This window comes from Bradyrhizobium sp. 33ap4, assembly GCF_032654765.1.
Taxonomy (GTDB): Bacteria; Pseudomonadota; Alphaproteobacteria; order Rhizobiales; family Xanthobacteraceae; genus Bradyrhizobium; species Bradyrhizobium australafricanum.
In genome coordinates, this window is sequence record NZ_JAUMTJ010000073.1 from 20,645 (window position 1) to 41,036 (window position 20,392).

22 protein-coding genes and 1 pseudogene are annotated in these 20,392 nt (G+C 60.1%); 16 read left to right on the top strand and 7 right to left on the bottom strand.

The window, feature by feature from the left end; all coding sequences use genetic code 11:
• Window positions 1-3 precede the first annotated feature (3 nt).
• The 4 genes from Q2M23_RS37535 (at window position 4) to Q2M23_RS37550 (ending at window position 3,748) form a co-directional block, all read left to right on the top strand.
• Complete coding sequence (locus tag Q2M23_RS37535; RefSeq protein WP_316398730.1) at window positions 4-1,044, top strand: branched-chain amino acid ABC transporter permease; 1,041 nt, start codon at window positions 4-6, stop codon at window positions 1,042-1,044.
• 1 nt (window position 1,045) lies between these two features.
• Window positions 1,046-1,882 (top strand): helix-turn-helix transcriptional regulator, encoded by an 837-nt coding sequence (locus Q2M23_RS37540; RefSeq protein ID WP_316398731.1) that lies wholly within the window; start codon window positions 1,046-1,048, stop codon window positions 1,880-1,882.
• A gap of 121 nt (window positions 1,883-2,003) precedes the next feature.
• Window positions 2,004-3,029, top strand: a complete 1,026-nt coding sequence (locus Q2M23_RS37545; protein ID WP_316398732.1) for a glutathione S-transferase N-terminal domain-containing protein — start codon at window positions 2,004-2,006, stop codon at window positions 3,027-3,029.
• 17 nt (window positions 3,030-3,046) lie between these two features.
• Window positions 3,047-3,748, top strand: a complete 702-nt coding sequence (locus Q2M23_RS37550; RefSeq protein WP_410469816.1) for a glutathione S-transferase N-terminal domain-containing protein — start codon at window positions 3,047-3,049, stop codon at window positions 3,746-3,748.
• On the opposite strand, the gene Q2M23_RS37555 is transcribed toward Q2M23_RS37550, so the two are convergent.
• Window positions 3,726-4,862, bottom strand: a complete 1,137-nt coding sequence (locus Q2M23_RS37555; RefSeq protein ID WP_316398733.1) for a CaiB/BaiF CoA-transferase family protein — start codon at window positions 4,860-4,862, stop codon at window positions 3,726-3,728. The genes Q2M23_RS37550 and Q2M23_RS37555 overlap by 23 nt on opposite strands.
• 279 nt (window positions 4,863-5,141) lie before the next feature.
• Between Q2M23_RS37555 and Q2M23_RS37560 the strand changes: the two genes are divergently transcribed.
• On the top strand, window positions 5,142-7,223 hold the full coding sequence (locus tag Q2M23_RS37560; protein ID WP_316398734.1) for a PQQ-dependent dehydrogenase, methanol/ethanol family: 2,082 nt from the start codon (window positions 5,142-5,144) through the stop codon (window positions 7,221-7,223).
• A 434-nt stretch (window positions 7,224-7,657) separates the two neighbouring features.
• On the opposite strand, the gene Q2M23_RS37565 is transcribed toward Q2M23_RS37560, so the two are convergent.
• Both Q2M23_RS37565 and Q2M23_RS37570 read right to left on the bottom strand, forming a co-directional pair.
• Window positions 7,658-8,203, bottom strand: coding sequence for an MFS transporter (locus Q2M23_RS37565; protein WP_316398747.1), 546 nt, complete (start codon window positions 8,201-8,203; stop codon window positions 7,658-7,660).
• A gap of 25 nt (window positions 8,204-8,228) precedes the next feature.
• Entirely contained in the window at window positions 8,229-9,125 is an 897-nt protein-coding gene (locus Q2M23_RS37570; RefSeq protein ID WP_316398735.1) for a branched-chain amino acid ABC transporter permease, read from the bottom strand.
• Here Q2M23_RS37570 and Q2M23_RS37575 point away from each other — a divergent pair.
• The 4 genes from Q2M23_RS37575 (at window position 9,112) to Q2M23_RS37590 (ending at window position 11,817) form a co-directional block, all read left to right on the top strand.
• A complete protein-coding gene (locus Q2M23_RS37575) occupies window positions 9,112-10,062 on the top strand; it encodes an Ldh family oxidoreductase (protein ID WP_316398736.1) in 951 nt (316 codons plus the stop codon). The genes Q2M23_RS37570 and Q2M23_RS37575 overlap by 14 nt on opposite strands.
• A gap of 58 nt (window positions 10,063-10,120) precedes the next feature.
• The gene (locus Q2M23_RS37580; RefSeq protein ID WP_316398737.1) at window positions 10,121-10,780 is read left to right on the top strand and encodes an MFS transporter; all 660 of its coding nucleotides are present in this window, start codon (window positions 10,121-10,123) and stop codon (window positions 10,778-10,780) included.
• 13 nt (window positions 10,781-10,793) lie between these two features.
• Window positions 10,794-11,444 carry an MFS transporter gene (locus Q2M23_RS37585; RefSeq protein ID WP_316398738.1) on the top strand — a complete coding sequence of 217 codons (651 nt, stop codon included), beginning with the start codon at window positions 10,794-10,796 and terminating at the stop codon, window positions 11,442-11,444.
• Window positions 11,445-11,637: 193 nt separating this feature from the next.
• The gene (locus Q2M23_RS37590) at window positions 11,638-11,817 is read left to right on the top strand and encodes an SAF domain-containing protein (protein ID WP_316398748.1); all 180 of its coding nucleotides are present in this window, start codon (window positions 11,638-11,640) and stop codon (window positions 11,815-11,817) included.
• Here the strand turns inward: Q2M23_RS37590 and Q2M23_RS37595 are convergent.
• Complete coding sequence (locus Q2M23_RS37595) at window positions 11,775-12,047, bottom strand: histidine kinase dimerization/phosphoacceptor domain -containing protein (RefSeq protein ID WP_316398739.1); 273 nt, start codon at window positions 12,045-12,047, stop codon at window positions 11,775-11,777. The genes Q2M23_RS37590 and Q2M23_RS37595 overlap by 43 nt on opposite strands.
• A gap of 527 nt (window positions 12,048-12,574) precedes the next feature.
• Between Q2M23_RS37595 and Q2M23_RS37600 the strand changes: the two genes are divergently transcribed.
• From Q2M23_RS37600 to Q2M23_RS37615, 4 genes are all read left to right on the top strand, one after another.
• Window positions 12,575-13,558, top strand: a complete 984-nt coding sequence (locus Q2M23_RS37600) for a DUF3618 domain-containing protein (RefSeq protein WP_316398740.1) — start codon at window positions 12,575-12,577, stop codon at window positions 13,556-13,558.
• Between the two features lie 112 nt (window positions 13,559-13,670).
• Window positions 13,671-14,138, top strand: coding sequence for a hypothetical protein (locus Q2M23_RS37605; protein WP_316398741.1), 468 nt, complete (start codon window positions 13,671-13,673; stop codon window positions 14,136-14,138).
• The gene (locus tag Q2M23_RS37610) at window positions 14,135-14,551 is read left to right on the top strand and encodes a phage holin family protein (RefSeq protein ID WP_141340626.1); all 417 of its coding nucleotides are present in this window, start codon (window positions 14,135-14,137) and stop codon (window positions 14,549-14,551) included. Before Q2M23_RS37605 ends, Q2M23_RS37610 begins: the two co-directional genes overlap by 4 nt.
• Window positions 14,548-15,267 (top strand): hypothetical protein, encoded by a 720-nt coding sequence (locus Q2M23_RS37615; RefSeq protein WP_316398742.1) that lies wholly within the window; start codon window positions 14,548-14,550, stop codon window positions 15,265-15,267. Before Q2M23_RS37610 ends, Q2M23_RS37615 begins: the two co-directional genes overlap by 4 nt.
• Before the next feature lie 50 nt (window positions 15,268-15,317).
• On the opposite strand, the pseudogene Q2M23_RS37620 reads toward Q2M23_RS37615, so the two are convergent.
• Window positions 15,318-15,542, bottom strand: a pseudogene (locus Q2M23_RS37620) (DNA ligase); the annotation flags it as partial.
• Window positions 15,543-17,221: 1,679 nt separating this feature from the next.
• On the opposite strand from Q2M23_RS37620, the gene Q2M23_RS37625 reads away from it, so the two are divergent.
• Window positions 17,222-17,404: a hypothetical protein gene (locus Q2M23_RS37625; protein WP_158074179.1), complete on the top strand. Its 183-nt coding sequence runs from the start codon at window positions 17,222-17,224 to the stop codon at window positions 17,402-17,404.
• A gap of 901 nt (window positions 17,405-18,305) precedes the next feature.
• Complete coding sequence (locus tag Q2M23_RS37630; protein ID WP_316398743.1) at window positions 18,306-18,779, top strand: hypothetical protein; 474 nt, start codon at window positions 18,306-18,308, stop codon at window positions 18,777-18,779.
• A gap of 24 nt (window positions 18,780-18,803) precedes the next feature.
• On the opposite strand, the gene Q2M23_RS37635 is transcribed toward Q2M23_RS37630, so the two are convergent.
• Both Q2M23_RS37635 and Q2M23_RS37640 read right to left on the bottom strand, forming a co-directional pair.
• Entirely contained in the window at window positions 18,804-18,986 is a 183-nt protein-coding gene (locus Q2M23_RS37635; protein WP_076826811.1) for a hypothetical protein, read from the bottom strand.
• Between the two features lie 269 nt (window positions 18,987-19,255).
• A complete protein-coding gene (locus tag Q2M23_RS37640) occupies window positions 19,256-19,540 on the bottom strand; it encodes a hypothetical protein (RefSeq protein WP_316398744.1) in 285 nt (94 codons plus the stop codon).
• 273 nt (window positions 19,541-19,813) lie between these two features.
• On the opposite strand from Q2M23_RS37640, the gene Q2M23_RS37645 reads away from it, so the two are divergent.
• A complete protein-coding gene (locus Q2M23_RS37645; protein WP_253638711.1) occupies window positions 19,814-20,005 on the top strand; it encodes a hypothetical protein in 192 nt (63 codons plus the stop codon).
• Window positions 20,006-20,392: the final 387 nt, after the last annotated feature.

Sequence of the window (20,392 nt, forward strand, 5' to 3'; positions counted from 1 at the left end):
TTCATGCGAAAACGCTTTCCCGTCTATGGCGCCGCCGCATTGCTTCTGGCTGCTCTCGTAGCCCTCGCATTCGTTCTTGAGGACTTCCAGCTCTTCCAACTCACGATGGTGATGGCGTACGCCGTAGCCTTGCTGGGCTTGAATATGCTCGTGGGGTACGCGGGACAAATCTCGCTGGGGCACGGTGCCTTCTTCGCGCTCGGAGGGTATGCAGCCGCGATCTTCATGAATTACGTCGGGCTTCCCTATTGGGCCGCAGTTCCGCTTGCCGGTCTTTTCGGGTTCATTTTCGGGTTCATTTTCGGGATCCCGACGCTCAGGCTTCAAGGCCACTATCTTGCGCTTGCAACATTCTCATTGGCAGTGGCAACGCCACAGATCCTCAAATGGAAAAGGATCGAGGACTGGACGGGTGGGGTGCAAGGCGTCCTGCTCAACAAGCCTGAGCCGCCTGCCGCATTGGCCGCGACGCCCGACCAATGGCTCTATCTCCTTGCGCTCGGCGTCGCTGCCGTGCTGTTCACGTGCGCCTATCGCTTGCTACGCGGCCAGGTGGGGCGTTCGATCGTTGCTGTTCGGGATCATCCGATTGCCGCGGCTGCCGTCGGCATCGACGCCGCGCGTGTCAAGTGCCTGGTGTTTGCTGTCAGCGCGCTCTACACCTGCGTGGGCGGTGCAGTTGCGGCGGTTGCCGTGCAATTCGTGTCCCCGGACACCTACAATTTCTTCCTTTCGATCTCGCTTCTCGTCGGCGTCGTAGTTGGCGGTATTGAGACGATTTCGGGAGCGGTCGCGGGAGCAATATTCATCCAATTTATGCCGACGCTCGTTGGAGAGTACTCCAAGGCGGCTCCTTGGGCGATCTATGGCCTGATTCTGATGGCGGTTGTCTTCGTCGCGCCCGGCGGTGTCGCGCGCGTTCTTCGCCGTCGTGCCGGAGGCGCGTCAGGTCGAGGGCGGCGAGCCCGCCCCGAGGAGGATACCTCCCTTCAAGGAGATGGCTCCATTCAATCCAAGTCTATGCAACGCGTCCCAAATTCGTGATATGCTGACTCAACTGAGCGAGGAAACCAAAGGCATCAATGACCGGTCTTACATGGACAGGCTGCTAATATCTGCCTCAGAGATCGCAGCAATCGAGGCCGGGTTGGCGCCCGGGCCTATTGTCGGGGTGGCGCGCGATGTGCCCGCCGGGACGACGATCGAGGCCCACTCGCACGGCTGGGGGCAGCTGATGTTCTCTAGTTCGGGTGTGATGCTAGTCGAAAGTCGTGGCCTGTCCTGGGTTGTCTGGCCAGAGCGAGGGGTGTGGGTTCCGGAAGGCGTCGAGCATACGTTTCATCCGATCACCGGTATTTCCTTGCGTAATCTTCTGGTCCAGCAGCAGATGGAAGTACAATTGCCGCAGAGTTGCTGCTTCGTAAAGATCACCCCATTGCTGCGGGAATTGGTCCTTCGGGTGACCGAGCAGGGCCGTCCTTTCAGAAACAGTTCGCATAAGGACCGGCTGATGCAGCTTGCCGTCGACGAAATGGAGATCTGTCCGGCCGCGCCACTCCAGTTACGCATGCCGAAGGATACTCGCTTGCTGCGCATCTGCCAGATCCTAAGGTTCAATCCATCCGATATGAGAACTCTCGACGATTGGGCCGAGGTCGCCGGAGCGAGTGCGCGCACATTAAGCCGCCTTTTCATCAAGGAGACCGGGCTCTCATTTGCTCATTGGCGTCGCCAGGCGCGGCTGATATCGGCCATGGTATTGCTGGGCGAAGGCAAATCGGTCACGACCGCAGCGCTCGATGTCGGCTATGAGAGCACGAGCGCTTTTATCGAAATGTTCAAGCGACGGGTAGGCCAAACGCCGGGCCAATACGTTAGCTGACCCTGCCTGAATAGAGAACGTCGCCGTCCGGTACGACGTATCGATTGGCGACGGTGCAGGAGAACCTGGATTCCCTTCGCTGTAACGTGGGCTATCTCACTAGCTAACGTTGCGGGGAAATATGGAAAATCGGTATCAGCTGTACGGCGTTCTGGGGTCACCCTACGCGGCCAAACTTCGCGCCCTGTTGCGTTATCGACAGATCCCGTTCGATTGGGTGCCGGCCGGCTTTGATTGGGCTCCGAGCTACTATCGCGTACGGCCCGAGCTGTCCGGGATCGAGCCCAGGATAATCCCGACGCTGCGATTTCCGGACGGATCGTTTCATGTCGATTCCACCGTTATCGCCTACGAGCTCGAACAATTGCACTCAAAGCGTTCGATTATTCCGGGGGATGCCGGCCTCGCCTTTCTGTCTGATCTCATTGACGATATGGGCGATGAGTGGGTCCTGAAGATTGCGTTTCACTACCGCTGGGGAAACGAAGAAGATCGAAATTATACGAATCGGCTGATTCTTGGCGAGCTTCTTGGCGGTGGTGTACCGCAGAAGACGATTGTCGCGGCCGCAAATGAATTTCGCGATCGCCAGATGTCCCGGATGCCCCTGGTCGGATGCACGCCGCTGAACGCTCCGTTGATTCAGAAGACCTACGATATCATCTTGGACGCAATCGCGAGCCTGCGCGAGCGGTCGGCCTTCCTGTTCGGCTCGCGGCCTTCGCTGGGCGATTTTGGCCTCTTTGGAGCCATGTTCACATGCCGCAACGACCCGACACCGGGTGGCATCATGCGTCGAAGTTCACCGGGGACGCTCGACTGGCTTTATGCCCTCGATGAGGGATCCGGAATCGAAGGGGACTGGGTCGATCCAGCCGCCATCGACGAAGGGGTGAAGCAACTGCTGCGCCTGGCAGGCGACGTATACTTGCCGTTCCTTCAAGCCAACGAAACGGCCGTCGAGTACCAGGCGAGCGTCGTCGAAATGGAGGCGCTTGGATTTCCGTTCCGGCAAGCGCCGTTCAAATACCAGGCGAAATGCTTCCGGGTCCTCCGAGACAAATTCAGGAAACTCGAAGGCGCTGCGCGCGCGCGGACCGTTAGTATTCTCGAAGAGACCGGATGTCTGAAGGCGTTTGTCGGATGAGCGATTCGGAACAGATGGTGCAGCCGGCGCTCGATCTCTATTATTGGCCGACGCCCAATGGTTGGAAGATCACGATTCTCCTGGAGGAACTGGGGCAGCCCTACAATTTGATCCCCGTCGATATTCGCAAAGGTGCTCAATTCGACCCCGAGTTCCTTGGCATCAGCCCGAACAACAAGATCCCGGCACTTGTCGACCGCATGCCGGGCGCGGGATCTGCGCCCGTGGGGATCTTCGAGTCCGCGGCGATCATGATGTATCTCGCCGACAAGTATCGCATGCTTTGGCCAGAGAATATGGCTGCGCGCTATGAAGTTGCGCAATGGCTTGCTTGGCAAATCTCCGCCCTAGGTCCGACTGCGGGACAAGTCCATCACTTTCGCGAATATGCTGTCGAGAAGAACATGTACGCGATCAAGCGTTTCACAGACGAAATCAATCGCCTCTATGGCGTGCTCGACAAACAACTTGCAAACCGCGAATACATCGCTGGCTCCTACTCGATAGCGGATATCGCGTGTTGGGTTTGGGTCCGATTGTGGCGGCATCATGGGCAGAACATCCAAGAATTTCCGCATCTGCATCGATGGTTGGACGCCTTGGCAACACGCCCTGCCGTCAACAAGGGATTTCGGATCGGAAACGAACTCAGAGGTGGGAAGTCATCCATGACTGAGGAGTCCCGGAAGCACCTTCTCAATCAACGCGCGAGGTCATAGGTGTCGACGCGGCACACATGAGAGCCAGGTCGTCTTCGTTGATATTCCATTCCCTTAGAGCATCACCGAACGCTCGGCCTTCTCTTGGAGGTTGCGCCGGTGTCCCGCTGAAGCGGGGCGCCGGCGACCCCTGAGCATGACGGCCCGCCGAAGTGAAGACATGGCGAGCTCTGAGATGTGGATGATTTAGAGCTTCGTCGAGCGTAAGAACGGGTGTTGCGCAGGCCTCCACGCCGTCAAAGGCTGTCGTCCATTCATCGCGTGTTCGACCTTTGAACTTGGTTTCCAACTCCGTCCTGAGCATATGCCAGTGCTCCAATGCATGTTGGTGAGGGAGCCAAGCAGCATCTAGCTCGAGGACCTTCAGCAGGTTTGCGAAGAACTGCGGTTCCAGGCAGCCGACTGCGAAGTATTTGCAATCCTTTGTTTCGTAGACGTCGTACCAAGGCGCTTTGCCTGACAGGACAGCTTCAGATGTGGCATGCGCCGGTCCGCCGGCCCGGGCGCTGAACAGGCTTGCCATGAGCAAGGCCAAACCATCGACCATAGCCGCCTCGACAATCTGTCCACTGCCGGATGTGCGCGCGTGATGAAGCGCCGCGAGAAGCCCCACCGTCAAGAGCATTCCCCCGGCCGCAAAGTCACCGAGCATGTTGAGCGGGGTACTCGGCGGATAGCCGGCACGGCGGATGGAATCCAGTGCGCCGGAGAGTGCAAGGAAGTTGATGTCGTGGCCTGGCATCCGGGCCAGGGCGCCATCTTGCCCCCAGCCATTAACCCGGCCGTATACCAATCGTGGGTTGGCCGCGCGCGCTGCATCAGGTCCGAGTCCGAGCCGCTCCATCGCGCCGGGGCGGAATCCTTCGATCAGCATATCTGCACGTTGAATCAGCCGGTTCACGCATGACAGACCCTGCGACGTTTTCAAATCCACTGCGATTGCAGATCGGTTGCGCCGAAGGACGTCGTAATGCGGAGCCACAAGCGGCGTAACGGACAAGGGCCGATCGATCGTAATGATGCTGGCGCCCATGTCGGCGAGCATCATCGCACAGAACGGAGCCGGACCCGCCGCTGCGAATTCAATGATCCTAACGCCAACGAGTGGACCCATGCCCTGTCGAGCTCCCTGCCATGGTTGCTTCCAAGCTTACTCGGGCTGGCAGGTTCGAGCTCCGTTGAACTGGCCAATGGATAGCTTTGGCCGGTCAGTTCAAATCCTCTCACTATGCGGTAGTTCTGAATTGGCCATCCAGCGCTATCGATTGTCTCGCACGATAAAGCGATCACACTTGAAAATCGGCAATTCTCTTCTTTCGGTATGCATGACCTCACTATCAAGAAGAGCCGTAAGCGGACCGACGGTCATTGACGGCAAGCAAGGGGCGGAATCATGTTGAAGCTGGACCATCGAGTTCTGATTGCTTTGATCGCGGCATCGGCCGTCGTCTCGTTTTGTCCCGCATCTGCGGGGCCCGCATTCGCACCGGTTACCCGAGCAGAATTGGAGCATCCGGCAGGCTCGGGAACGGAATGGCCGTCGTCCGGCCGTGACTATCACGGCAGCTATTTTAGTCCGCTGTCCCAAATCAACCCGGACAATGTAAAGAATCTTGGTCTCGCCTGGCATCTGGATCTCCCGACGGATCGAGGTCTCGAAGCAACGCCGCTCGTAGCCGGTGGGGTCATGTACTTCTCCTTGCCGTGGGGCCATGTACTCGCGGTAGACGCCGCTTCGGGACAGCAACTGTGGCACTTCGATCCAGGCGAAGTGAAAAACGTATCGAAAGACATTTGTTGCGATGCAGTAAATCGAGGTGTCGCGCTATGGGGCGATAAAGTATTCGTCGGTACCATCGATGGCCGGCTCGTGGCGCTTGAGCGTCGTACCGGCGAACCCGTCTGGCAGGTGCAGACCGTGGACAGAACAAAGCCCTACACGATTACAAGTGCACCGCTGGTTGTGAAGGGCAAGGTGATTATCGGAAACAGCGGTGCTGACTTCGGTGTCAGAGGCTACATTACTGCTTACGATGCCGATACGGGAAAGCAACTGTGGCGCTTCTATACGGTACCTGGCGATCCTTCCAAGCCCTTTGAGCATGAAGAGCTCGCGATGGCCGCGAAGACCTGGAAAGGCGACGCATATTGGAAGTTCGGAGGCGGCGGCACGGTCTGGGGCAATATGGTCTATGACCCAGAACTCGACTTGCTTTATGTCGGCACGGGAAACGGATCTCCTTGGAATCGCGAGATCAGGAGTCCGGGAGGCGGAGATAATCTGTTTCTGTCGTCGATACTCGCCCTGAAGCCAGACTCTGGTCAGCTCGCTTGGTACTACCAAACGACGCCTGGAGAGAGCTGGGACTACACGTCGACGATGAACATGATCCTCACGACCGTGAAGGTCGCTGGAAGCGACCGGAAAGTGCTGATGCAGTTTCCAAAGAATGGCTTCTTCTACGTTCTCGATCGCGAGACTGGGAAGCTCTTGTCGGCCGACAAGGTTGGCAAAGTTACGTGGGCTGAGAAGGTCGATTTAGCCACGGGTCGGCCCGTCGAGGCACCGGGCGTTCGCTACGAAAAAGAGCCGATCGTGATGTGGCCTGGCCCGTACGGCGCTCACAGCTGGCAGCCGATGGCCTTCAGTGAGCAATCCGGGCTCGTTTATATACCGTACCAGGAGATGGGGGGAAGGTATCGAAACGAGGGCAGTGAGTTCGTTTACCGACGGCGAAACTTCAACACAGGAAGTGCCTTCTATGAGGGGACTTCCTTCCCCAAGAGTCTCGCCACAGGGGCACTCGTTGCTTGGGATCCGGTCAAGAAAGAGACGGTCTGGCGGGTGCCGCTCGACTCCGTTTGGAACGGCGGAGTACTGGCCACAGCCGGCAATCTGGTCTTTCAAGGAAACGCTTACGGCAAGTTCGTTGCCTACGCCGCCGACACCGGCAAAAAGCTCTGGGAGTTTGACGCGCAAACCGGAGTATTGGCAAGCGCCTCAAGTTTCGTGCTCGACGGGCAACAGTACATCGCATTGCTCGCTGGTTGGGGTGGTGGCGGACCCATGGTCGGTGGAGAAGCAGATAACTTCACAGGCGTTCGTAATGTGAGCCGGCTTCTTGTGTTCAAGCTTGGTGGTAAGGATGAGTTGCCGCCACTACCCGTCCGTGCCGAGAGCCGTCGCATTCCACGCGGAACCGATGCCAGCGCCAAAGTCATATCGAAGGGGGAGAGATCCTTTGGCATCTACTGTTCGAAATGCCACGGGGTTGGCGCCGAAAGCGGCGGGCTTGTTCCGGATCTGCGCAGGTCGGATGCCATACTGAGCGAAGAAGGCTTTCGGGAGATCGTGACGGGTGCGCTCGAATCGCAGGGAATGCCCTCCTTCTCTGCTGACCTGTCCACTCGGGATATCGAAGACGTGAGAGCTTATCTTTTGGATAAGGAGAAGAGGGACTTTGGCGCACGGTAGTAGTAATGTGCTTCGGTGTGGATTGGCTCACAACCTTGACCGATGGATCTGAGGTCAATCAAGGCGTTAGGCCCATGATCGGCCCCGGACCCCACGCCGAAGCACACATTTCGTACAGGGGCTGATCGAGTCCGGCGGGCAGCGGATCTCGTCCAGGATTCGAACCTAGCCAGGGGTTCGAACAAGTGGCGCGTTCTGGCAGGCCATAGGGATGCTTCCCAGCGAGCTAGGCCGAAAGCCGACAACAAAGCGCTCCCGCGATAAGGGTTTCGCGAGGTAACGAACTTCCGCCGCTGTTCCAGGCGTTCACGCCACCATACTAAGGACAAACAGCGGTTCCTCGTTTCGGTGGTTGCGTATGATTCCCCCCTGGGCACCAAAAATACGCTTTTCCACGCTGGAGTACGATCTTGTACGATTGCGTTCGCTTGATGCTAAGCGCGAAGAGCGCTCGCGAATTTTTCTCCGTCCTCACAACCACCGACGCTTGCGATAACTGAGACGTTGACCGTTGCGAGGACGGCGATCCATGAAATGCCTGCGATCAGGCATGCCGCGAGTGCGATCTCTGTGTAACGCGCGATGCCCAGGAGGATCAGACTGAGCGCAGTGCCGGCGGTGCCGGCAGCGACGAGCCCGTCGGACCCGAAGGTCGCCTTCATCCAGGACAGCATGAACGCACCGACGACGGCGCCCACGCCTATCGCGCCGAGCAAAAAGCCGTAGAGTTCTAGACCGCCTGCGATCTGATTGCGCGCGACGAGTGGGAGCAGCGCCCAATAGGCGCTCGCGAAGAAGAAGAACGCTGCCGCCCTAACGAGTGTGGCACGGAGCCTCGGATTGAATCGCGCATGGCGGAAGCCGATCACCATGGCGCCGGCGAGACGTTCCGGTGGCAGTGCGCTTCCTTGCGAGGACGCCGGGCGCCACCAAAGCAGCTCGTGAAGGAGGCGAAAGCATCCTTCAACGCCGGTTGACACGTGCGCGATTGGCTCTCCGTCAGGGTCAAATCTGCCGACGGAAACGCGCGGCAAGACCGGCCATTCCTGTTGGTGCCATGAGCACGATGCCAATGAGGATTGCGCCAAAGATAGCGGATGGTGCAGCTTTGGAAATCTCGTCTACGACATTCGGAAGAAGGACAACGAATGCCGCGCCGAACGGAGCACCCAGGATGGACGTATTTCCGCCGACGACCGAACCGACAAGCAGGCTTATGGAAAGAGCGACGGAAAACGTGTCCGGGGAGATAAACTCGGTCGCCAAGGCGCTTAGGGACCCGGCTAGACCCGCATAGAGCGCTGCCACGGCAAAGGCCGTCGACTTCGTGATCGCCAGGTTAATGCCCATCGCCTCGGCGGCTGTCGGGTTGTCCCGGATGGCAAGCAGCGCGCGGCCAATCCGACCCGTCACGATGTTCCTGCCGGTGCCAAACATGACGGCCGCAATCGTGATGCAGAGAAGGTAAAGCCATTGATCGTCAGTCAGCTTCAGCGGGGAGGGGGCGTGAGGCTTGCTGAGGAGCAGCCCTTGGACGCCGCCGGTCCACGGCTCCAGGGCATGTGACTTGAGAAGATACGGTGCGGTTACCGCGAGGGCGAACGTCGCAAGGCCGAGGTAGATTCTCTCGAGACGCAAAGCAGGGAACCCAAACAGAAATCCCAGCGCGAAACAGCCTGCCGCCGAGACAGGTATCGCGACCCAGTAAGGGGCGGCCTCGTTGGCCAGCAAAATGCCTGTGACATAGGCGCCGGCAGCAAAGAAAGCGCCTTGGCCCAGCGAGATCTGGCCGTTGAATCCGGCAAGGATGTTGAGACCCAGGATCGCAATCGCATAGATCGCGATGCTGGACAGGACGAACAGCTGGTAGCCCGTTGCGAGAAATGGCGTGAGACAGGCCATACTGGTCGAGGGCGACGGCTTCGGGAAATCGATCCATGGGCTGGCGCTCCTGCCTCTCTATCTGCGCGAGATTAAGAGTGATGACATGTCTGTTGTGGGCGAACCCGAAATCGTCAATGGCTTCGGCGCCTGCCTGACTTGGGATGGGCACAAGCTTCCCGGGCCCTGGCTGTTGCGGCGCGCGACGCAAGAAGCAATGTCGCGGGCGGCCCGGTTCGGGATGGGGGCGATCGCCATCCAGCGCAGCCACCATACCGCCTGCCTCGCCGCCTATCTGAGGCCGGCAGTTGACGCCGGCTACATGATGCTTCTGACACTGACCGATCCCGGCCATAGCAGCGTCGCGCCGTTCGGTGGGGTAACGCCGGTTCTGACGTCGAACCCGATGGCGTTCGGCGCGCCCGCCGCCAATGGACCGGTGATGGTCAACATGTCCACCGCGCTGTTGACGAACCGCGCGATCGCCGCCTATCGGCAGCGCGGTGAGCAGCTGCCGCACCCCTTTTTGATGGATAGCCAAGGCCATCCCTCGACCGATCCCAACATCATGGCAGCTATCCCGCCGGGTACGGTTCTGCCTCTCGGTGGTCTGGAGGCCGGCCACAAGGGCTATTCCCTCGGTCTCATCGTAGAACTGTTGACGGGCTGCCTTAGCGGGCGGGGACGTGCTGACGCAACCGACGGCTGGAGTGCGGCGGTTTTCATCCTCGTCATCGACCTCGCCGCATTCGGGAGGGGCCGACGCTTTCCGGCGTCAAGTAGCGCGCTTGCCGGCATGTGCCCGCATCTCGAACGTGTCGAACTGCCAGGCGCTCACGCTCTTGCGCGGTGGGAGTGGGAGCTTCGGGACGGCGTCCGACTGTCAGCCAGCATCAGCGCTGAAATAGTGGAATGCGCGAGGCGCTTCGAGGTGCCGATGCCGGATCCGATTCCTTGAGACCGGTGCCGAGCAAGACCCGATCGATCCAGAGAAAAACATATTTGAGGAAACACCCATGACGATGTCCATCGCGGTAGACAAGGCGCCCGCCGAGCGCGCCAACATCAGACGCGCTGTGACTGCGGCGACCATCGGCACGATTATCGAGTGGTTCGACTATGCGCTTTACGGCGCCGCGTCGGGCTTGTTCATCAACAAACTGTTCTTCCCGCAGTTCTCCGCCTCGGCGGGAGTGCTGGCGGCGTTTGCGACGTTCGCCGCCGGCTTCTTCAGCCGGCCGCTCGGCGGCATCCTGATTTCGCATTTCGGCGATCGCTTCGGGCGTAAGCCCGCGCTCATCTTCACGGTCTCGCTGATGGGCCTGTCCACCGTCGCGATGGGTCTCTTGCCAACCTATGCTCAGATTGGGGTGTTAGCTCCCATCCTCTTGGTCATTTGTCGCTTGCTGCAGGGTTTCGGCGCTGGTGCGGAATATGCGGGAGCCGTGACGCTCGTCTCCGAATACGTCCCCGCTCATCGCAGGGCGTATTTCACTGCCTATCTGTCGTCGGCGACTGTCGTCGGCATCATGTTTGCGACGCTGCTCTTCCTTCTTGTTGCCTATCTGCCTGAAGAAAACCCTGTTCGGCTGGGCGTGGCGCGTGCCGTTCCTCGTCTCGGCACTCCTCATTGGCGTCGCGCTCTACATTCGCCAGAACCTCGACGAGACGCCTGAATAAGTCGAGGCGATGGAGCGTGCCGCCGCCCACCGCCGCGAAGCGCGGGTGCCAGTCGGCGAACTTATCCGCAATAGCCCGCGAGAGGTCGTGTGCGGCTTCCTTTCGATCACTGGGCACAACGCGAACGCGTACATCCTCAGCGCGTTCAGCCTGAGCTACATGACCAACACGCTGGGCATGGCCCGGACGGACGCGCTGACGGCTGTTATCATCGCGACGCTGACCGGCATCGTGCTGACGCCGCCTGTTGGTGCGCTCGCCGACCGCGTCGGCCATGCGCGAGTCTATCTCTTCGGCGGCGTTTTCACAATGTTGTACGCGTTCCCAATGTTCGCGATACTCGGCACGAAGAATGTGGTGCTGGCGACGCTGGCTCTGAGCATCGGCTTCGGCATCGGCTATAGCGGGCTTGCCAGCGCGCAGGGCGCGTTCCTCGCCAACCTGTTCCCGACCCGCTACCGTTTCTCTGGCATCGCGCTGGCGCGTGAACTGAATGCTCTCCTGATCGCCGGTCCGACACCGTTCGTGGCATCGGCGCTCGTGGCCGCCGGCAATGGCAAGCCGACGTGGGTCGTTGCCTATCTGATGGCTTGCTGCGCGATCACCGTCGTTTCGGTTATCGCCATTCGGTCGCGGTCCTACGAGCGAGGCAGCGACTGACGCGGGTGCAAGGGTCATGCAGATCCACGATCGAAAGGGAGGGTCGATTGAGGCTTGTTCCTAATGACGGGGGTGGCGCGCGAACGCCAAGCCTGAACAGAGCGACTCGCGGCTCCTGCTGCTTTCCAGCGCCGACAATGTGCTGGTCGCACGCGGCAAGGTCGCTGCAGGGGAGACCATAGTTGTCGATGGCGTGGCGGTAACGCTCGCGATCACGATCTCGCTTGGCCACAAGATCGCCCGCTGCGGCATCGGGCTAGACGAAAGGATCGTCAAATACGGTGTGCCGATCGGTTCGGCGACGGCGCACATTGCGCGCGGCGAACATGTTCACGTCCACAACGTGCGAGGATTTGCAGGCCAGCCCGCATGATAAACAACCGGCGTGTCGCGCAGGCGATCATGGATCTTCGCGACGACCTCGATCCGCGCCAGCGCGGACGTAATCGCCGCCTGCACGTCGGCATTAGGGTCCGACCGCGCCTGCAAACGGAGGATCGACATGATGGTCGCGAGGTCGTTCCTGGTCCGGTGAGCCAACTCCATCATGAGAACGTCCGCGTAGGCCTTCGCCTCCGAGTGCTTCTGGAGCGCTGCGCGCAAGGCTTCCGTTACCCCTGCAAGACATAGCCCGCTCGCCAGGAAGATGAGGAGCGGCAGGATCGCGGCGCTCGGCGGCGGAGGGATAAAATATCGCGCCGCCAGCGCCGCGCTCGCCGGTGGCCAGAAAGCCTGAACCGCGATCGAAGATGACAGAGGCCAGGAAAATGGCCGGGATGAACAGCACCAGCGGATAGGGTCTCAACTGATCGTCCAGCAGGAGCTTGGCGACAAATGCCAGCCCGACGAGCCCGAGGCTCAAAAGGTACCGCGCCCACAGGGGATATCTGGGCGTGACGGACATGAAGCGAAGCAGGAGCCGGTCCATTGAAAGCAACGAACCGGCTTGTCGGCCCGTTCCTGTCGCTTGCTTCAAGCGCTTCGGCCGGCGCGTGGACTGTTGAGCCTAGACCAAAGTCTGGACGCTGTTTGCCGCAGGGCCTGCTGAGGAACGATTCAACAAAGCTTGAGTTCGTCCCAAAAGAACCGACCAAAAAATCCAAGAGGGTAAAATCCAAGAGGGTAAAGCCATGACGCGATCAGTGGAGGAGCTGAGGCGGCAGTCCGAGCGCAGCCGTGCCGAACTCGCGGTGACGGTCGATAGGTTGAGGGAGCGGATATCGGATACCGCTGACGACCTCCGCCACAAGGTCTCGCCGCAACACATCAGATCGGAAGTCTCCGATTACATCAGCAACAAGACCCAGAGTTGGGTCGAGGCGCTGAAGCAACAAGCGATGGATAATCCGATGCAGGCGGTCGCTGCGGGGACTGCGGTCGCAATCCCGCTTCTGCGCCTGGCGCGCGGTTTTCCAGTGCCCCTTCTGATGATCGGGGCTGGCCTTGCCCTGACCTCGAAGACGGTGCGCGACCGGGCCACGGAAGCGGCTGCACCGGTGATGGAGAAGGCGGGAGAGATGCTGGATCAGGCCGCCGACCGGGCCGACGCGCTGGGCAGCGACGTGAGAAACCGGCTGACTTCGGCTCAAAACCAGGCCGGCGATATGGCTGGCGACGCGCAAGATGCCGCCGCCGCCCTGGCCGACGACCTTGGCAGGCGAGCGGCGCAGGCCGCCGGCACCGTCGGCGATACGCTCAAGAGCGGCATGGATGCCGTGAAGGACAGAGCGGGCGCGGCCAAGAACGCGGCGGCCACGGTGCCTGCGAAGGCCCGTCAGGTCATTGGCGACAATGCCGCCTTGATCGGCGGTCTTGGGATCGCGATCGGCGCCATCCTTGCCGCGGCTCTTCCCGAAACCAGCGCCGAAGCCAAGGCGGTGGGCCCGGCGAGCAACAGCGTGAAACGAGCGGCGGGCGAGGCTGCACAATCCGGTTTCGAGGCGGCCAAGGACGCGACGATGTCAGCGGCCGACGCGGCGGCGCGAAGCGTCGGCGAGGCCGATCTCGGGGGGCATGCCGGCCGGATGACGGAAAACGTGGCCGACAGGCTCAAAGAGGCTGCCGACGACGTCGTCAGGGCGGCCTTCAGTCCTTCCCCAAACCCGAACACCTGAAAGAACGATCATGAGCGATGTGGACCTGAGTAAAGAGACGAATTCCACGCAGAACCGGAATACCGACCCCTCGCAGACCCTCAAGGAGCAGATGGCCGATGCCGGCGCCGAGGTGAAGCAGCGCGCCGGCGATGCCCTCCGAGCGTCGACCGATGTCGCCAACGACAAGTTCAAGGAGGCGGCTGATGCCGCCAAAGACGTGGCTTCCGGAACGGTGGACCAGATCGAGGGCCAGGCGCGCGACAAGCAGCGGTCGGGCGCGAACTTCATGGCACGCCTTGCCGGTAACATTCGCGAAGCGGCGCGCGCCTTCGAGAGCGATGCGCCGTTCGCCGCCCGTGGCATGACTTTCGCCGCCGAATATGTCGATGACGCGGCCGATAAAATCCGTGACGGAAGCTTCCGCGACCTCGTCGACGGCGCCACCGATTTTGCGAAGCGGCAGCCGGCCGCGTTTCTGGGGATCTCGGTCCTTGCCGGTTTCGCGGCAGTCCGTTTCCTGAGGGCGTCGGGCGGGCGGTCTTCATCCTCGAAACGGCGCGAACAATCGTCATCCTCGCAGCAAAGCAACGTGTCATGAGCATCCAGAACGATATCAAAACGAGTCAGAACGATCTTCGAACCATCTCGACATTGCTCGGCGATGCGCTGTCGCAGTTCGCCAAGCTGTTCCAGAACGAGGTGGATCTCGCCAAGGCCGAATTCGGCGAAAAAGTTCAGAAGGTCGGCGGCGCGCTGGTCTTCATCGTTGGCGGCGCCGTCCTTGTGATCCCAGCCCTGGTGATGGCGCTGTTCGCCTTATCGGCGGCAATGATTGGGGCAGGGTGGTCACAGCCGCTCTCCTATTTGACGTCGGCGATCATGGCCGTGATGATCGCGGCCGTACTGTTCGCGATCGGCATCAACCGGCTAGATGCCCGCAACCTGGTGCCACGGGAGACCATTCGGCAACTCGATAAGGACAAGGACACCGTGAAGGGGATGGTGAGATGAGCAGCACGCAGGCGGGCTTTTTCGACAGTCTGGTGACCGCGGTGCGGGAAAATCCCCTCGCCGCAGCACTTATCGGAGGCGGTGCGTTCTGGCTGTTGGCTGGCGACGAGAAGCTGAAGAGCGCGGCGCGATCGGCGACCGCGGCGGCTTCGCCGATCGTCGATCTCGGCGTGCGCAATGTTCGCGCGGCCGCCTCCGAGCTCCAACGGACCGCCGCGCCACCGACCGCGCCTGAAACGGATCACGACGACGCTACGGGCTTCGGTGAAACCGTACGCGAGGCCAGTAGCGCGGCTTCAGACGCCATGTCGGGAGCGGCCGACGACATCAAGGGCCGGTTCGACGAAGGTATCGCCTATGCGCGCGAGAACCTCGGCATGCCTGGAAAAGAAGCTCTCACGAAAGCGCAATCATCGTTGGCCGACGTGCTTGACCGGCAACCGCTCGTCCTTGGCGCCGTGGGCTTGGCAATCGGTGCGGCCATCGCGGGTGCGTTCCGGACTTTCGATCTCGAGAACGAATGGGTGGGCGAGCTCAGCGACGATATCAAGGCTGATTTGAACACGCGCGCCGACGCGGTATCGCAAAGCCTACGCGAAGCCTCCGATACGTTGAAGGTCGAGCTCGGCGACGTCGGCACAGAGGCCGTCGATCGGGTGAAGCAGGCTGGCATCGATGCTGCGGATGCTGCACGGGAAAAGGTGAAGTCGCCATAAAGGAGGCGGTTCCAAGCCTCATAAGCTGCGGATTCGCCTAGGACGATGGCCTCACCGTCAATCACGAACTGCTTCTGGCGGTTCTTCAGCGCGGCCTTCACAATCCAAGGGAAGCGCTTCGTCCAGTCATGGCCGCCCTTCGTGATCAGCCGGACGCGGTCTCCGTCGCGCTCGACGCGCAGGCGGTAGCCATCGTACTTGATCTCGTGGAACCACTCCGGGCCGGCCGGAACCAACTTTCCAACGGTCGGCAGGCAGAACTCGAATTTAGGCATGACCGGCACATGGGTATGTGTTGCCGGTTTTGCGAATCCGCAGCAGAGGCCCCGATGTGGCGCTTCTCCGGGGCCTCGGGTTCTCGGCCTGGAGAGGACCGAGGAGTTACTTCAAACTCCCATCGACGACGGCGTCAAGTCTCGGGAAAAAGCGGAAATTGTCTCGCCGGGATTCACATGGTTTATTTTCGGACCGGAGCGTCGTTTGGGATGATCCGAGCAACAGGGCAGCTAATTTTCATTTCGTATTTTTTCAGCCCTAGAACGACGACCGTTGCTTCCTGGCGAGCGGCTCGGCGATCCAGCTTGGCCCCAGCATGATCCGGATGCTGGGGTCTCTTTTATGAGTAGGAACGAAGCGCAAGCATTGGCATTGGTCGCCCTGTTCAGTGCCGCACCGCTACAGGCACCCAGACGCCCAGCTACACACTGGCCCCAGCTTCACCGCTGGGCCCTTCCTTATTACGCCGTCCAGACAGGACACTTGCTGGGGCCGTTTTCTGTTAGAGGCCGCCAATTGGGGCAGCCTACACAGGCCTAATTTTCGTTTTCAGCTTACGATCGATCAGCATCTCGGCCCGGCGCTTTGCTAGTTCTGCCAATCGTGTGCGCACGGTATGGCGGGTCGTTTCTCCGCCGATCTCAATGATGATCTCGAACTGATCATCATATAGGCGTTTTACCTCGAACGTGACGCCCCTGTGGGTGAAGGTGCTTGGCATACGCAGGGGATAGCAAATCGATGTGCGGTCCTTGCACCGGGATGCTACGGGAAATTGTCCCACTGTAGGAATGGAGCCATGCAAGGCCGCTTGCGGAGGTGGCCTTAATCTCCCGCGTCGCTGGTTAGCGGACTTCCTAGGTCGAGGCCTTCATGGTCCGCTCGACCTCATCAGCTAGCTCCCGGTGGTGGGCCGCCAGCTTGGCAAACAGTTCTTTCTGTCGGATTGGTCGCCAGCTTGCTGATCAGCTCGCACTCCTCCGCTTCGACGCGCTTCTGTAAGTGCGCGCCTGCATGTCCTTCATTTTGGGCTCCCGATGCCGAGATGTTATCACGGTTCCTGCCGACAGAATCTTGGAGAAAGTGGCAATTGCATAAGGGCGTGCTAACGTTGGTTCGTCGGGTCCGCACCCGACTATCCCGCTGGCCTCAGCGCCGGCCTTAAGGCCCCCAAAGGTGCTGGGGCCTTTTCTATGGCTGCTAGGAACGAACGTAGCTGAAGCTTGTTCGTCTGTCATCCGAATGCAGCTCTCACCATCCCGCCGACCAAACCGCATTCGGACAGTGTGCGTGGAAAGCCGATGGCCCCAGCGTGCTCCCAAGCGCTGGGGCCGTCTCTTCACTTCAGGACACCCAATGCCGGCGCACTTCTCCGGGCTCCATGTTGAGCGCTAGGACGTATTCTGCGGCGAGCTGTCGCTGATGAGGCTAACAACCCATCCTTCCGGGATGATTAGGAACAGGCAAGCGCGAGGGCGGTTATCGGCAGGTCCGCATGCTTTCCCCCGAGGCATCGGACACCATGGAGCCACGAACCCCAGCGACGCGACCGCTGGGGTTTCTCTGACCCCGGTCACGCGAACAGGTCTTGCCGGCCTGCGGCGTACTCCACGTCAGCCCAATACTCAGCCGGCGTCGCCTTGTCCTGTTAGATCATAGAAGGCATCTGGATCTAGGGGTGCAGAAGAGAAAGCAGGCGCTGGCGAAGCCTCTCGCGATCAAGCTGTACTTCGCGCATTACCGCAAGCTCGGCTTCAATCTTGCTCGTGTCCTCATTCAGCCGCCTACATTCGATGAGCTGCGCTTCTTTCTCCGCCAGCCGCCTTTCTCCTTCGACTGTCGCGAATTCAATCTGCCTTAACTCGTCAATGATCGGCTCTTTGTACATCTCGTTGCGATGGCTGAACCGTGCGTCATGCTCGTTTGTCTTGCAATCTCCAAACGGCTCAACAACGCTTCAAGTTCCTAATGAGCCTAGCGATAGCGGGAACGACCGCAAGCGCTGCACCTGATGTGCGCCGAGTTTTCAGGCGAGTCCCAATCCAGGCAGATCGGCGAGCTTCAGCCGGCCGTTGTGCTGGCACCCGACGCAGAACATGAGCACTGTCTTCCGCCGTTGCGATCGACGGGGCCGGACAGTAGCGGAGATGACGAGCGGGCTTGCGGCGCCAGGGCATGCGCCAATGATCGCGAATATCTCGCGCCGAGTGAAGCCGCTAGAGTTCGCGACCGCGATGCGCAGTTATCGCTAGCGATTGGTCAAGTGGCGGCGTCCTTTTCAGTCGAGGGGCCGCCTAGCTTTTTCATGATCCATTCCATGGCTGGATTAGGATAGCGAGAGTCCGTCGAATTGACATCCATTCGAGTGGCTGGGTTGAACGTCAGTTCATAGAACGCCGTTGCCGCTATCCCTTGCTCTAGCTCTGGTGCCTGCTTCTTGAAGCCCTCGACCGATGAGGCCACGGAGAATTTGTAAGCGTAATGCTGACGCAGTCTAAACAAGCGTTCATGACGGGCGCCGGCAAAACGAACTAACCAATGCCAAGAACCCCAGCCCAAGCGCTCCGCGGGCATATCGAAAATGGTCGCGTCGGGCTAAGCGGCTGGCGGATGATCTCGAGCTTACACCCAAGCTTGAGCACTATGAGATGGCTCAAAAGTGCTATCGAGGTGCGCAGCATGGCATCGGTTTAGTGCGGGCCAGAGATCTCTCCGAACTTGCTGTAAAATCGATGGCCTCCATGGCTTTTGAGGGGGCGGCCTTGGGCGACGCCAAGGCGCAGTATCGCCTGCGCGACGAGAAGCAGATCGTCGCATGGTCCGTCGCGTTCGATCTCATATTGCTTGCTGGTAACCCGGTTGCCGCCTCAGCGTTGAATCGAGGAGGGCGATCACCGCAGGCCACTGATCCGGCTTTGGAGGCCATCGCAAAACACCAGCAGGCGGACGCGGACCACAATGCAGCCATCACGGCGACCGACGCCGAATATCGCTCTGAGGCCTATTGGCAGGCCGACGACCATCAAGGAGCATGCTGCCATGCGGAGGCCGATGCAGGTTGGGATCTGGCCTGGACAATTCCGACGACATTGGGCGGCGTTGCTGCGGTTCTCGAGTACTTGAAGCAGTACGAAGACAAGGGCGAGGAATGGCCCGACAGTGACTGCATCGGTCGGGAGGGCTGGCATTATCAGCTACGGCAGATGATGGCCGCTGCAGCCGTCAACTTAGCCTAGCGTGAAGGCGAGGCGCCCGCCGGTTCACGCCGGCGGGTTTTCCCCTGGCTCAATTTCCATCGTTTCCGGTGTTCGACGGTGGCGCGCGCTATGTTCGGCCATGGCTTTCACCGCCTCATCTTCGTCGGCGCAAAAAGCGATGCTTCGCCGATCGGCAAACACGAGCCACTGACGAAGGCCAACTTCCCTGATGACGTACTCGGTCATTTTCGAGCGTCCCGCAGCGAGTGGGCTGCATCTTATGCAAACGACGTTGCTGTTCCATTAATCAGAAGCCGGCCCAGACGGTGAGCGCGGGCGGCGGCCTGGATCTGATCAAAAAGTACGCCGCCGGGCTTGAATGCAGCATCCCGGCGGCGGTCTTCCAGCTGGCCCTGCGATCCCAGCAACACTGCGGTAGCAGGGCGGTCACACACGCGAGTGATGCAGATCAATCTGCCCGCCGGATGATCCTACCGACGGGCTTTTGCGCGAAATCACCAGCGGCGATAACCGCCGTGATAGCCGTAACCCCTATGATAACCGTAGCCCCTGTGCACGTATCCGTAGCGACGGACGCCGTAGCCACGATAGCCGTAACCGTAGCCGTACGGCCTGTAGACGGGCGCCGTGCGGACACAGCCGTTCGGGCCGCAGACTACGGCGACGTTCTCGATGTTTGAAGCGGGAGAAAGTGTCGCGAGCGGCATCGCTGACGCGCTTCCTGCCGCAGCAAGGCCGCCGAGCGCAGCAAGTCCAACAAGTGCAAATTTAAGCTTCATGGTTTCCTCTCGTGGAATCTAAGGCACCCCACACTGTAGGAAGTTGAACGTGAATGCTGGATGAGCAGGCCAGCCGTTTTTGCGTGATGAAAATGCGGCATGCTTGTGCTCTGCGCGGGGGTGTCCCCAAGCGGTCCCCTAGGAGTATCCGGAACGATGAGGGCGCCAAGGTCAGACTAGCTAAATGCGACAACGAGCAGGCCCGAGCACAACAGCACAAGGCAGGTCGCGATTAGCGCGAGGAACCCATCGGACACGAAGTCATGATTACGCATGACACACCTCCCTGTCGCGGAAGGAAGCTGGTCCGAATTTATTAAAGATTTCGGAATCGAGTTTTTGAAGGGCGGGCAACTACTGTCTTTGCTGCCCAACTTCACGAAAGCCGTGTGGATCATCGAAATAGTCCCAAGAAAAGACGCCGCCGGTCTCAAAAATACACGCCCGGCGGCGTTTCCTTCCTGAACCGGGGGCCCTGAAATCCCCAGCGCAGAGTCAACCGCAGAACCTGTGGCCTCGGTGATCGGCCGAAGGGCACTTCTTGTTACGCACTGTGATGTTGCGAGAGGAGCAGGAACAAGTGGCAATGTCGGGAATCTTACACAGGCTCCCGCGATAGGTTGCCCCCGACCGGGAGTTTAAACGGCCTTGGCGTTCCCCGCGCCAGGGCCGCTATCGTTGTTGTGCGGCATCGCCATCCTCAGGAACAAGTGGTCGGGCCAATGAGTCCCTTCATTGCTCCCGGAGACAGGTGGCGCGCTCGACCGGGAGTCTGTGTCAAACGCCATCCGGAACTGCCCCCTTTGCGTCATGAAGAACTGCCCCCACCCTCGGGTTCATGATGTTGGTTGA